The sequence below is a fragment of the Candidatus Methylacidiphilales bacterium genome, assembly GCA_030054035.1.
Classification (GTDB): domain Bacteria; phylum Pseudomonadota; class Gammaproteobacteria; order JASGCS01; family JASGCS01; genus JASGCS01.
The window spans coordinates 68,530-81,457 of sequence record JASGCS010000001.1 but is presented as its reverse complement, the minus strand read 5'-3'; the positions used below and the strand labels follow the sequence as shown (position 1 = coordinate 81,457).

Annotated in this window: 13 protein-coding genes; all 13 read right to left on the bottom strand. The window is 34.9% G+C overall.

Annotated elements, in window-relative coordinates:
* The 13 genes from QM538_00470 to QM538_00410 are packed head-to-tail and all read right to left on the bottom strand — an operon-like array spanning position 1 to position 12,913.
* Positions 1-1,509: an NADH-quinone oxidoreductase subunit M gene (locus QM538_00470; GenBank protein ID MDI9346971.1), complete on the bottom strand. Its 1,509-nt coding sequence runs from the start codon at positions 1,507-1,509 to the stop codon at positions 1-3.
* A complete protein-coding gene (nuoL, locus tag QM538_00465; GenBank protein ID MDI9346970.1) occupies positions 1,506-3,437 on the bottom strand; it encodes an NADH-quinone oxidoreductase subunit L in 1,932 nt (643 codons plus the stop codon). The genes QM538_00470 and nuoL overlap by 4 nt, the downstream gene beginning before the upstream one ends.
* Before the next feature lie 2 nt (positions 3,438-3,439).
* Positions 3,440-3,760, bottom strand: coding sequence for an NADH-quinone oxidoreductase subunit NuoK (gene nuoK / locus QM538_00460; protein MDI9346969.1), 321 nt, complete (start codon positions 3,758-3,760; stop codon positions 3,440-3,442).
* Positions 3,757-4,353 carry an NADH-quinone oxidoreductase subunit J gene (locus QM538_00455; protein ID MDI9346968.1) on the bottom strand — a complete coding sequence of 199 codons (597 nt, stop codon included), beginning with the start codon at positions 4,351-4,353 and terminating at the stop codon, positions 3,757-3,759. The genes nuoK and QM538_00455 overlap by 4 nt, the downstream gene beginning before the upstream one ends.
* Positions 4,354-4,356: 3 nt before the next feature.
* Positions 4,357-4,845 (bottom strand): NADH-quinone oxidoreductase subunit NuoI, encoded by a 489-nt coding sequence (gene nuoI / locus QM538_00450; GenBank protein ID MDI9346967.1) that lies wholly within the window; start codon positions 4,843-4,845, stop codon positions 4,357-4,359.
* A complete protein-coding gene (gene nuoH / locus QM538_00445; GenBank protein MDI9346966.1) occupies positions 4,842-5,918 on the bottom strand; it encodes an NADH-quinone oxidoreductase subunit NuoH in 1,077 nt (358 codons plus the stop codon). Before nuoH ends, nuoI begins: the two co-directional genes overlap by 4 nt.
* Positions 5,915-8,284 (bottom strand): NADH-quinone oxidoreductase subunit NuoG, encoded by a 2,370-nt coding sequence (gene nuoG, locus QM538_00440; protein ID MDI9346965.1) that lies wholly within the window; start codon positions 8,282-8,284, stop codon positions 5,915-5,917. The genes nuoH and nuoG overlap by 4 nt, the downstream gene beginning before the upstream one ends.
* Positions 8,275-9,573 carry an NADH-quinone oxidoreductase subunit NuoF gene (gene nuoF, locus QM538_00435; protein MDI9346964.1) on the bottom strand — a complete coding sequence of 433 codons (1,299 nt, stop codon included), beginning with the start codon at positions 9,571-9,573 and terminating at the stop codon, positions 8,275-8,277. The genes nuoG and nuoF overlap by 10 nt, the downstream gene beginning before the upstream one ends.
* Positions 9,566-10,084: an NAD(P)H-dependent oxidoreductase subunit E gene (locus tag QM538_00430; GenBank protein MDI9346963.1), complete on the bottom strand. Its 519-nt coding sequence runs from the start codon at positions 10,082-10,084 to the stop codon at positions 9,566-9,568. The genes nuoF and QM538_00430 overlap by 8 nt, the downstream gene beginning before the upstream one ends.
* Positions 10,081-11,337 carry an NADH-quinone oxidoreductase subunit D gene (locus QM538_00425; protein MDI9346962.1) on the bottom strand — a complete coding sequence of 419 codons (1,257 nt, stop codon included), beginning with the start codon at positions 11,335-11,337 and terminating at the stop codon, positions 10,081-10,083. The genes QM538_00430 and QM538_00425 overlap by 4 nt, the downstream gene beginning before the upstream one ends.
* Positions 11,334-12,017: an NADH-quinone oxidoreductase subunit C gene (locus tag QM538_00420; GenBank protein ID MDI9346961.1), complete on the bottom strand. Its 684-nt coding sequence runs from the start codon at positions 12,015-12,017 to the stop codon at positions 11,334-11,336. The genes QM538_00425 and QM538_00420 overlap by 4 nt, the downstream gene beginning before the upstream one ends.
* Positions 12,018-12,026: 9 nt before the next feature.
* Positions 12,027-12,560 (bottom strand): NADH-quinone oxidoreductase subunit B family protein, encoded by a 534-nt coding sequence (locus tag QM538_00415; protein ID MDI9346960.1) that lies wholly within the window; start codon positions 12,558-12,560, stop codon positions 12,027-12,029.
* Positions 12,557-12,913, bottom strand: coding sequence for an NADH-quinone oxidoreductase subunit A (locus QM538_00410; protein MDI9346959.1), 357 nt, complete (start codon positions 12,911-12,913; stop codon positions 12,557-12,559). Before QM538_00410 ends, QM538_00415 begins: the two co-directional genes overlap by 4 nt.
* Positions 12,914-12,928: the final 15 nt, after the last annotated feature.

Here is a 12,928-nt window from a genome sequence, read left to right as displayed (position 1 = left end):
TTATTTATAATAAAGCATATGACTTACGATTGTTTCTAATAACGCAGTTGAAGAAGGCAGCATATATGTATTCAAATTGGCAGGAAATACTCCAAAATAAATAATTAAAAATGCTAATATAATCAAAACTACTGACTCTCGCCATGTCATAGATTTAAGTTTCTCACTATTTTTAGATACAGGTCCAAAAATTACAGACTTGGTCATCAATAAACTATACATGGCGCCGAGCACTAATGACGAAGAAGCTATAATTGCAACAACTGGTGAATAATGAAAAGTTGCGATAATTACAAAAAATTCACCCACAAATCCAGAAGTACCTGGCAAACCACAATTTGCAAATAAGAACAACACAAATAAAGCAGAAAAAAATGGCAATTTCAAGACAACGCCGCCATAATCAATTAATTGTCTTGTGTGAAGCTGATTGTATAGCACTCCTACTGAAAAAAACAATGCAGCAGAAATAAGACCATGTGAAATCATTTGAAAGAGGGCGCCTTGCATAGCATGAATGGCACTTTCAGTTACAACTCCATTTTGAATTAATAAAACAGAAACGCTAATACCTAAGGTAACAAATCCCATATGCGCAACTGATGAGTAAGCAATTAGTTTTTTCATATCTTGCTGTGCGTAGGCAACAAGACCAATATAAACAATCGCAATTAGAGACAAAATAATTATAAAAGGTAAGAGTGTGATAGTTGCAATTGTGGTAATAGGTAGTAAAAATCTAAGGATTGCATACCCACCAATTTTTAACGTGATGGCAGCAAGAATCACCGATCCACCAGTAGGGGCTTCAACATGAGCGTGAGGCAACCAAGTATGAACAGGCCAAATTGGTACTTTAATACCAAAAGCAACTATAAAAGCTATAAATAAATAAAACTGAGCTTGGATTGGAAAATTGTATTTTTGTAAAGTAGCTAAATTAAATGAATTAGTTGTGATACCCATATAAGTAATTGCAACCAAAAATAATATTGACCCAAAAAGTGTGTATAGAAAAAACTTTAATGTCGCTATAATTCTATTTTGCCCACCCCACAATCCAATTATCAAATACATCGGGATTAACATTGCTTCAAAGAATAAATAAAACAATATAACATCTTGAGATGAAAACACACCGATCATCAAACCTTCCATTATTAGGAATGAACTGTAGTATTGTTGTTGTAAGTGGATGCTTGAAGGTTGAATAAAGACGATTACTAATGTTGTGCTTAATGTGGTTAACACAATAAGCACGATACTTATAGCATCAACAGATAAGTGGTAATTAATATTAAATTTACTTATCCATGGATACAGTTCTTGGAATTGAAATATAGGATCACCAGAATAAGAAATCGCCAAGATAAATGATAGACATAAGGGCACCAACGAAGTAATCAGGGATAGTAAACTAGAGTAAATAGCTGATGGTTTCAGCAACAATAAAAAACCACCGATTATGGGCAACCAAATTAGTAATGACAGAATATTTAATTGATTCATGGCATAAAAAATATTATTAGTAACAGAAAGGTTACTGAAACTAGGAAAAGAAATATATAATGATATAAAAGACCTGTTTGTAACATTCTAATTTTCTTAGCGATAACTAAAAATGAGTTCGCAGTTCCATGAACCAAAAAACTATCTATAAATTGATTATCAATTCGCTTCCAAATAAACGCACTAAACCAAGTGATCGGCCTACAAAATAAAAAGGCATATAATTCATCAATCCAGTATTTATTAAGTAGGAGATTATAAATTTTAACAAGCCGTAAGGAAAGTATCCCAGGTATCTCTGGCTTGTAAGAGTAACAGTACCAAGCGGTAGCCATACCAATGCTCATTGAATAAAAAGCTGGATTAATAAACAATGACTTAATGACTTCTGAAATAGTAATGATATGTTGTTTGGTAACTGAATCTATTAAACCATAATTATACAAAAAATTTGTATCTGTAAATATCGGCATTAACACCAACCCTGAAAGAAATGAAGGGATAGCTAAAAGCAAGAGAGGTATTGTGATCACTAGATTAGATTCTTCGATTTTATCATGATGATGTTGTTTTGATTTAGAGAAAAATACTACAAAAATTAATCGCCACGAGTAAAGCGTTGTCACAAAAACTCCAATTACCATTAACCAGTAAGTGTAATGCGCCACAGGTGTTGAAGCATTATGTAAACTATGTAAAATCAGATCTTTAGAAAAAAAACCAGAAAATAAAGGAAAACCTGTTAGTGCTAAAGTGCCAACGATCATTGTATAACAAGTGATAGGTAGTTTCTTTTTTAGATCTCCCATTTTAAAAATATTTTGTTCATGGTGCATCGAATGAATGACAGAGCCAGCACATAAAAATAGTAATGCTTTAAAAAATGCATGAGTAACTAAATGAAATATTGCAAAAGCATACGCTTGAACTCCAAGTGCCACAACCATTAACCCTAGTTGAGAAAGTGTTGAGTATGCGATAATTCTTTTAATATCGGACTGTACGATCCCAATTAAACCCATGAATAAAGAAGTAATTGTTCCAATAATTAAAATAAAATCTAACAACTGAGTTGATGAACTAAAAAAAGGATGAAACCGAACTACTAAAAAAATTCCAGCAGTAACCATTGTGGCGGCATGTATGAGAGCGGAAATTGGAGTTGGGCCCTCCATTGAATCTGGCAACCACACATGTAAAGGTACTTGTGCTGATTTTCCCATTGCGCCAACAAAAATAAAAAAAGCAAATAAAGATATTGCAGAAAATTGATGGTCAAAAACAACTAAAGTAAGGTTTTTGCTAGACTCAAATTGGCTGTACATTTGTTCAATATCAAGGGTTGAAAATACAGAGAATGCAATTGCAATTGCAATTAATAAGCCTATATCACCTAAACGATTTACAATGAAAGCCTTGTAATTTGCTTTTATTGCTGACGGTCTCTCATACCAAAAGCCAATCAATAAATATGAAACAACTCCAACACCCTCCCATCCAAAAAATAATTGCACCAAATTTGGCGAAAAAATTAAAAGTAACATTGAAAAGGTGAACAAATTTAGATAACAAAAAAATCTGGTATAGCTTTTATCGTCTTTCATGTAGCCGATCGTAAACAAATGCACCATAAACGAAACAAAAGTAACTGTGCAAGCCATAATTGCACTCAAGAGATCAATAAAATAACCGAAGGATATTTTATAGGTCGAAAAACTCATCCAATCATACAATTGATAAACTGTTTGAAGCTGGGGGTTGTTAAAAACAATGTAAAGCAGAATCAGAGAGGAAACTGTTGAGATACCTACCATTGTAATTGCAATTAAATGAGTAATTGAAGATGGTTTACGAAAACATAATATTGCTAGGATAATTGAACCAACTAATGGAGGAAAAAGTACTAGATGAGGGATGCTAGAAATCATATTTATATTTCTTTAATTTGGTTAAGTTCTTCCATAGAAACCGTTGATCTATTTCTATAAATCAAAATTACTAAAGCCAAACCAATAGCGGTTTCAGCGGCTGCAACTGTAAGAATAAAAAAAACTGCAATTTGCCCAGAAAGATCATTGTACATTTTTGCAATTGTAAGTATTTGTAAATTTACAGATATTAATATCAATTCTAAACAAAGTAGCACCATGATTAAATTTTTTTTATGGACATACAATCCAATACTCGCAATTAAAAAAATACAGGCAGAAGTAACAGATAGGTATAGAAGTATGGGCTCTGAAAATATCATGGTGACATATCTTTAATTAATGAAACTCGATTTTTGCTAGATACAGAAATTTGCTTTTCTGGACTGAGATAACTCACGCTCTTTCTTCTTCTTAGGGTTAAGGAAATTGCAATAACTATTGCGAGTAGAAGCACCAAACCTGATAGTATAAAAACATAGGTAAAGTTACCAAATAATTCTTTCCCTAGTTCAAGTGTATTTGAATGATCACTAGGTAATAAATACTCAAAAATTTTAAGGTGTAATTCATCAATAATATTATAGAAAAATGGAGTTAATAACACAATTAAAAATAACGGTGGGAGTACTAATCCAATAGGTAAAATTGACTTATAAGAAAAAAGCATTTTTGAAACATCGATATCTAAAAACATGACGACGAACAAAAATAACACCATCACAGCACCAACATAAACAACAATCATGGTTATAGCTAAAAATTCAAACTGTAACAATAACCATATTAACGCCACGCAAACACTTGTGGCAATTAAAGCCAATACTGAAAAGACTGGGTTTCTTGAAAACACAACCAAAATACTTGAAAGCAATGTCAGTGCAATTAAGGAATATAGTAGAAAAGATAAAATCATTGATTAGGTATAAGGTGAGTCAGAAGTTCGATTAGAATCTATTGTTTTTTCATATAATTGCCCAATAGCTAACAGTTTATCCTTAGTTAAAACTCTTTGGTCTCGTTGAGTCATATGATATTCAAAAATATTAGTTTCAACAATTGCGTCAACTGGACATGCCTCTTCGCAAAAACCACAATAAATACACTTAAATAAATCAATATCATATCGAGTTGTACGCCTGGTACCATCATCACGTTGCACTGTGTCAATTGTGATTGCAAGTGCGGGACATACCGATTCACATAACTTACAACCAATACATCGTTCCTCACCATTTGAATATGTGCGTAACGCGTGTAAGCCTCTAAAGCGAGGAGAGAGAGGTGTTTTTTCTTCAGGATAATAAATAGTTGACTTGCCCTTAAAAAGGAATTTTATTGTAAGTATTAGGCCCTTAAACAATTCAAAAAGGAATAAAGATTTAAAGATAAAGAAAATTTTCTTCATGTGATTCTAACATTTGAAAACCATGGATAAACCTGATTATGAACCAATAGGGCCACAACTAGTATCCAGATCATAGTAATAGGAAGTAATATTTTCCAACCAAGCCTCATTATTTGATCATATCTATATCGAGGAAAAGTTGCTCGAAACCACAAAAACATAAAAATGATCGCTGATGTTTTAACTAATAGCCAACCGAAACCTGGAGTGGTAAGAAAAGGAATTGAGAAATATTCTGGAAAAGGAGATAGCCAGCCACCGAGAAACAATATTGATGTTAGCATTGAAATAAGGATGATGTTTGCATATTCAGCCAGAAAGAATGCGGCAAAACCAGTACCAGAATACTCGACATGAAAACCCGCAACAATTTCTGATTCCCCCTCAGCAACGTCAAATGGCGCGCGATTTGTTTCTGCTATTCCTGAAATTAAATACACAAAAAAAAGTGGAAATAATGGTATGAAATACCACTGTAAGATACCATGTTCGCCTTTTTGTGCTAAAACTATTTCTGAAACATTCAAACTGCCACTTGCTATGACTACTCCAACCAAAGCAAACCCCATGGCAATTTCATAAGAAACAATTTGAGCAACAGATCTAATGGCGCCTAAAAAAGAGTATTTAGAATTTGAAGCCCACCCTCCTATGATAATTCCGTAAACACTTAATGAAGTAAGCATAAAAATAAAAAGTAGCCCTACGTTAATATTAGAAATAGACCAACTATCAGCGAATGGTATTATTGCCCATGCTGTAAGCGAAGGGGCAATAGCTAAAACGGGAGCCACTAAAAATAAATATTTATTACTACTTGAAGGGATAATTATCTCTTTACAAAGTAGTTTAATGACATCTGCAAAAGGTTGAAGCATTCCGCGGTAACCTATAACATTTGGGCCAATTCTAAACTGCATAAACCCAATTATCTTTCGTTCAATATAAGTAAGATACGCGACTGAAATAATAAGTGGTATTAGCACGATGATTATTGAAACCAGAATAGCAAGAATTGAACGATAGGGTTCAATGATTGAGGTAAACAACATATTTGAAATTGCATTAATCATGAAACTAATCTCAGCTCTACTTCTTGATTCTCACCTTGTACTATTTCAGAAGCAATTGTACTTCCAAGTGAGATTGAAACACAATTTGATGGGACGATATTTGATGCTTCAGCGACTGCTATTATTTTAATATTTCCCATCGCAATCTCCACATTGCTTCCTGAAATTATACCAAGTTTATTTGCGAGTGAAATTGATACAAGCACCTTAGAATCACGAACACCATCAGTAGTTTCTTGTAATGGTTTAGATCTTCTACACATTGAATCACTTTGATACATTCCCCAAACTGTGACGAGGTAATTTTTTTCTGGAATAAATATGTTGTCAATTTTATGTTCTTTTAAAATGTTAAGATTGCTAGAATCAGTTGATGCCGAGGTTGTGGTACTATTGAGCGAGCTATATTCCGATAATACATCATGTTCTGAAAGCCAATTAAATCCAGGAATTCGCGCTTCATTTGCAAGCAGTTTAGAAATTAACCACCCACTTTTCACTTCAGAAGTTGGGGCCACACTTGAATTAAATGTCTGCCATTGACCAAAACAATTAATTAATGTCCCGCCCTGTTCTCCAATTGGGGCTAATGGTAAAAGTACAGTTGCATACTCCCTCAATGTATCATCTGCAAAAGTAGTACAGGCAATTACAGATTTTGCTGATTTAAAAGCCTGTCTGTACAAATCAGACCTAAATGCATCGCGATGCGGTTCTAAATTTTGGATCCAAAAATGAGACGAATGATTAAATTCATCATCGTGTTGTTTAATGCCACGAGTACGCAGGGCCAATCTTAAGCCATTTTCATTTGCCTGTGATGGCATTACAGAAAAACGTGCTTTTGTTAAAGCCGAAATTTGGTTAAAAATTGAACAAATCTCGCTGAAATATTTATGATGGGATGATGTAGTTGAAATAATGATGTCTGCATTTTGTCCATGCGCAAGTAGTTCTTTTGCTAAGGCTTCAATTTCAACTTTATAAGGGCTAATATCTTTAAAATCTAAAGTTATATTTTGTTTACTTTGAGATAGTAATTCTACATTAGACAACAAATACAACGCACATCGAGCTAGAACTAGATCATGAGCAATAAGCTGATTTGTGGTAAATGTTTGTTGATAATGCAATGTATTCCAAATATGAATCTTACTTCTATTTTGCTTGACACAATTTTGCAAAGCAAGAGAAAATATTGGAATATCTTTTCTGGGATTAATTCCATAAAGTAAGATTAGTTTTGATTGTTGAAGTGATTCTAATGATGGGATTGTCAATTGAGCAGGTAGATTATCCGATTTACTCAATGTATGATTTCGTATTCGATAATCGATATTTGTAAAACCCAAAGAGGAAAAAAACTTGACAGCTGCATAACTATCTTCACAAGTGGACATTGCGCCAATAAGAACAGACATTTTACTTTTAGATTTACCACTTTCAAGCTCTGTCCAATTTTCTAAACATGTTTTAATTGCTTCCTGCCATTCAACATTGTGCCATTTTCCGTTAGATTTAATCTGTGGAGTTAACAACCTATCATTACTTGAGTACGCAAGATAACTAAATCTATCCCTATCAGAAATCCAGGTGTCATTTACGCTTTGATTTTCTCTTGGAACAACGCGTTTAATTTGATTTCTCAAAGTATGATGGAACACATTCGAACCAAAAGAATCATGTTGAGCAATAGATGGGTGCTGTATCATTTCCCATGAACGAGCATTCATTCTAAAAGGTTTAGAAGTTAAGGCGCCTACTGGGCATAAATCGATAATATTTCCAGAAAGTTCTGAATCCATGACTGAATTAACAAAGGTTTCAATTCGCATATTTTCACCTCTTCCTGTCAATCCCAACTCTCTTAAACCTGCTATTTCTTGACCGAATCTTACACATCTTGTACAATGGATGCATCTTGTCATGTCTGTTGAAATTAACACGCCCAAATTCTCATCTTTAACGACGCGTTTATGTTCAACGTATGAAGATACGCCAGTACCAAAACCCATTGCTAAATCTTGAAGCTCGCATTCCCCACCCTGATCGCAAATAGGACAATCAAGTGGGTGATTGATCAAAAGAAATTCCATAGTTCCTCGTTGCGCTTGCTTAGCTACAGAGGACCTTGTAAATACTTTCATGCCTTCAACAACAGGAGTCGCACAAGCAACTAATGGTTTTGGCGATTTTTCCACCTCTACCAAACACATTCTGCAATTTGCAGCAACTGAGAGGTTTTTGTGATAACAAAATCTTGGGATTTGAATGCTGTTTCTATCCGCAACCTGGATAATCATTTCACCAGGTGACGCTTGATACGCAATATCATCAATAAATAGGTTAACTTTTTTTAATTCCATATTTCTTTTTCATTATTAATCTCTACTAAACTTTTTTTATGGTCAATATAATGTTTAAACTCTTCAGGGAATTGAATTAAAAAGCTCCGTACTGGCATTGCAGCGGCATCACCTAACGCACAAATAGTCCTCCCCTCAATTCGAGATGCAATTGTGTCCAGCCGCTCTAAATCTTCAATTAGTCCTTTGCCTTTTATTATTCTATCAAGAACTCGATAGATCCACCCAGTACCTTCACGACAAGGAGTGCATTGACCACAAGATTCTGCAAAATAAAATCGAGAAATCCTATGTAGAACTTTAACCATATCAGTTGTTGTATCCATTACAATAACCGCACCTGAACCTAGTAATGAGCCAGCATTTTTTATTGAGTCGTAATCCATTTTACAATTTTTTATTTGGTTTGCTTTTAAAACTGGCACAGAAGACCCACCAGGTATTACTGCTTTTAGTTCGTTATTTTTCCACACACCACCTGCAAGTTGTAGCAAAGTAGAAAATGGAGTTCCAAGAGGTATTTCAAAATTTCCCGGTTTATTCACATGCCCACTTACAGAAAAAATTTTTACCCCCCCACTTGTAGGCGTACCCAATGAAGCAAACCACTCACTGCCGTTTTTAATTATTGAAGGAACTGAGGCAAGTGTTTCCGTATTATTAATAATAGTGGGTTTGTTATACAAGCCCACTACTGCTGGAAACGGAGGTTTAAATCTGGGCATCCCTCGCTTTCCTTCTAAAGATTCTAGCAATGCAGTCTCTTCCCCACATATGTACGCACCAGCACCTAATGTGGTGTATATATCAACATCCACACCATGACCTTTTATATTTTTACCAAGATAGCCCGCCTTGTAAGCGTCTTGCAAAGCTTTTTCAAATCGCTCAAAAGGCTCGTCCATAAATTCACCACGTATATAGTTATATGCGACAGTTGCGCCAATTGCATAACTTGCAATTGCCATTCCCTCAACAAGAGCGTGGGGATTAAATCGAAGTATGTCTCTATCTTTACATGTGCCTGGCTCTGACTCATCTGAATTGCAAACTAAATATTTTTGTCCTTCACTTTTTGAAATAAAACTCCACTTCAACCCAGTTGGAAATCCTGCACCACCTCGACCTTTCAACCCAGACTTTTTAACAATCTCTTGAATCTCAAGTGGAGTGATTTTATCATTCAGGATTCTTTCCCACGACTTATAACCACCTAATTGAGTATAGGTACTAAAACTCCAAGGTTGCTTTAGGCTGAATGTTGCGGTGCAGACAAGTGACTCATTCATGGCTATTAGTACTTTCCTGTTGCAATCCTTCGATTATTGTATCCATGGCAATCTTATCTACGTGAGTATAATATTTATGATTTATTTGAATAGCAGGAGCTTCACAACAAGCCGCTAAACATTCTTCTTCTAATTTTAAATAAATCAAACCATCAGGTGTTGATTGACCTGCTTTGATTCCTAATTTTTGCTCAACATAAGAAAGCAAATCCCCGCTTCCAACTAGCATACAGGAAATATTCGTACAAATTGAAATTACATTTTTTCCAACAGGTTTAGTTTCATACATTGAATAAAAAGTAGCTACTTCATAAATTGCTATTTTTGGAACTTGAAGCATTGCAGCTATTTCATCCATAGCTTGCACGGTCAAATATCCACCAAGTTGGTGTTGAATTATTCTCAACGCTGCCAAAATAACCGAACGCTCACCTTCTTTAGGGTATTTTTTTTTCCAACTGTTAATCTCATCCAAGCTTTGCTTAGATAGTACTGAAATAATTTCTTTCATCTATCAACTTCTCCAAAAACAATATCAAGCGAACCGATAATTGCCACGACATCAGATAACATATGACCAGAAGCAAGCTCATTTATGCTTGCCAAGTGAGAAAATCCAGCAGCTCTAATTTTGAGGCGGTATGGTTTATTTGATCCATCAGAAACCAAATAAATACCAAACTCACCCTTTGGGTGCTCGATAGCTTTATAAATTTCTCCAGGTGGAATACAATAACCTTCGGTAAATAACTTAAAATGATGAATAAGAGATTCCATATCTGTTTTCATAGACGATCGCTTTGGGGGGGTAATTTTTGGGTTGTCCAACCTTACAATTCCAGGATTTTGCTTTAACCAAGTAACACATTGTTTAATAATATAATTTGATTGCTTCATTTCTTCAACTCTTACAAGAAATCTATCGTAACAATCTCCGTTATGTCCAATTGGCACATCGAAATCAATTTGGGGATAAACCTCGTATGGTTGTTTTTTTCTTAAATCCCAAGCCACACCTGAACCTCGTAACATTGGACCAGTAAAACCTAATTGCAACGCCCTCTCTGGTGAAACAACTCCGATGCCCACCGTTCTCTGTTTCCAAATTCTATTATCTGTCAGTAAAGTTTCGTATTCTTCAATTTTTTTTGGGAATCTATTTGTAAACGCCTCTATAAAATCTAACAATGTGCCATTTCTATTTTCGTTTAGGGAATCAAGCTCTTTTTTACTCCGCCATTTAGAAGGTTTGTATAATGACATGGTGTCGGGTAAATCGCGATTAACCCCGCCAGGTCTATAATAGGTTGCGTGCATTCTCGCTCCAGAAACTGCCTCATAACAATCCATCAAATCCTCTCTTTCTCTAAAACAATATAAAAACATACTCATCGCACCTAAATCTAAACCATGTGCCCCAAGCCACATTAAGTGATTTAAAATTCTTGTTATCTCATCAAACATAACCCTTATGTATTGGGCTCGAATAGGTGGGGAAATTCCTAGTAAACCCTCAATTGCTAATACATAGGCGTGCTCATTACACATCATGGAGACATAGTCCAAACGATCCATGTATCCAATGGATTGGTTGTAAGGTTTAGATTCTGCTAATTTTTCAGTGCCTCTATGAAGTAATCCAATATGTGGATCAGCTTTTACTACGGTCTCACCATCCATTTCTAAGATAAGTCTTAAAACACCGTGAGCGGCTGGATGTTGAGGTCCAAAATTTATTGTATAATTTTTTATCTCTGAATTCATGGCTGATAACGAAAATCATTTCTGATAACTTTAGGCACAAGTACTCGAGGTTCTATAGATACAGGGCACTTTATTACAGCTCCAGATTCAGGATCATAACGAACCTCAACCTCACCAATCAGAGGAAAATCTTTTCTAAATGGATGTCCCACAAAACCATAATCGGTTAAGATTCTTCGTAAATCTCTATGTCCAGAAAAATAAATACCAAACATATCAAAAACCTCACGCTCCAACCAGTCAGCTGATGACCAAACGGAAATTACACTATCGATCAAATATATTTTGTTAGAAACAACGGGAGTTTTGATTTGCAATCTACAATTGTTAAACACTGATAAGAGTTGATAAATTAATACAAACCTGTTGTCAGAAGTTACTGAATTTTGGTTTGGGTCAAATTTCATTCTTGAAAAATCATTTGATGAAACCGCTCTCGAAAAACCAGATTGAGTCGCTCTGTCTGTCTTCCATTCATGCTTACCGTACATTAACAAATCAACAGCTGTTATATCTATAAGCTGCTCCATTTGAAATTTACTTTTCATAGTTAATGCAAAATCTAACAAAGAAGCACTGGGTATCTCAGCGAGAACTTGATCGTAATGCATTTCAAAATGAAAACTAGGGTCTATAAATTGATTTTGCAGCTGATTAAAAAATGACTCTTTCGATATCATAAAAATAAATTATTTCCTATAAATAAACGCACTTGAACGATTTATTTTATCTTGAAGTTGTAGGATGCCATAGATTAAAGCCTCTGCCGTAGGTGGGCAACCTGGAACATAGATATCAACCGGTACTATTCTGTCACATCCCCTGACCACTGAATAGCTGTAATGATAATATCCTCCACCATTAGCACAAGACCCCATAGAAATTACCCATCGAGGCTCGCTCATTTGATCATAGACTTTTCTTAGGGCAGGAGCCATTTTATTACACAATGTACCGGCTACTATCATCACATCACTTTGTCTAGGACTAGGTCGATATATAACACCCAATCTATCTAAATCATATCGAGACGCAGAAGCATGCATCATTTCAACAGCACAACAAGCTAATCCGAAAGACATTGGCCAAAGAGAACCACTTCTAGCCCAATTAATCAATCCAGATACTGAAGATAACAAAAAACCATGCTCCTTGTAATGTTGAAGTGAATCACCATGAATTAGTTGCTCAACTGGGGTATTAAAAGTTGCTTTTTTGTTCATTCCCATTCCAACGCTCCTTTTCTCCATTCATACAGAAAGCCGATTAACAAAATTAAGAAAAATAACCCCATCGCCATTAAAGAAGGAAATCCAAGAAATCGCAAAGATACAGCCCAGGGGAAAAAATAAACAATTTCTAAATCAAAAATTATAAACAGAATGGCTACTAAATAATAACGAACGTCAAATTTCATTCTCGCATCTTCAAAGGCCTCAAAACCACATTCATATGGTGAGGTTTTAGATGCATTTGACTTTCTAGGCCCTAAGAAAAAGCCTAAAATAAGCATAGTTAGACCTATCCCTATTGAAATAACAAGGAATATGATTATAGGAATGTAGCCAGCTAGCATTTAATTATTTATTAT

Excerpts from the sequence above, each read along its gene's own strand:
- QM538_00470 (MDI9346971.1), bottom strand. The coding sequence starts at position 1,509 with ATGAATCAATTAAATATTCTGTCATTACTAATTTGGTTGCCCATAATC.
- nuoL (MDI9346970.1), bottom strand. The coding sequence starts at position 3,437 with ATGATTTCTAGCATCCCTCATCTAGTACTTTTTCCTCCATTAGTTGGT.
- nuoK (MDI9346969.1), bottom strand. The coding sequence starts at position 3,760 with ATGATATTTTCAGAGCCCATACTTCTATACCTATCTGTTACTTCTGCC.
- QM538_00455 (MDI9346968.1), bottom strand. The coding sequence starts at position 4,353 with ATGATTTTATCTTTTCTACTATATTCCTTAATTGCACTGACATTGCTT.
- nuoI (MDI9346967.1), bottom strand. The coding sequence starts at position 4,845 with ATGAAGAAAATTTTCTTTATCTTTAAATCTTTATTCCTTTTTGAATTG.
- nuoH (MDI9346966.1), bottom strand. The coding sequence starts at position 5,918 with ATGATTAATGCAATTTCAAATATGTTGTTTACCTCAATCATTGAACCC.
- nuoG (MDI9346965.1), bottom strand. The coding sequence starts at position 8,284 with ATGGAATTAAAAAAAGTTAACCTATTTATTGATGATATTGCGTATCAA.
- nuoF (MDI9346964.1), bottom strand. The coding sequence starts at position 9,573 with ATGAATGAGTCACTTGTCTGCACCGCAACATTCAGCCTAAAGCAACCT.
- QM538_00430 (MDI9346963.1), bottom strand. The coding sequence starts at position 10,084 with ATGAAAGAAATTATTTCAGTACTATCTAAGCAAAGCTTGGATGAGATT.
- QM538_00425 (MDI9346962.1), bottom strand. The coding sequence starts at position 11,337 with ATGAATTCAGAGATAAAAAATTATACAATAAATTTTGGACCTCAACAT.
- QM538_00420 (MDI9346961.1), bottom strand. The coding sequence starts at position 12,017 with ATGATATCGAAAGAGTCATTTTTTAATCAGCTGCAAAATCAATTTATA.
- QM538_00415 (MDI9346960.1), bottom strand. The coding sequence starts at position 12,560 with ATGAACAAAAAAGCAACTTTTAATACCCCAGTTGAGCAACTAATTCAT.
- QM538_00410 (MDI9346959.1), bottom strand. The coding sequence starts at position 12,913 with ATGCTAGCTGGCTACATTCCTATAATCATATTCCTTGTTATTTCAATA.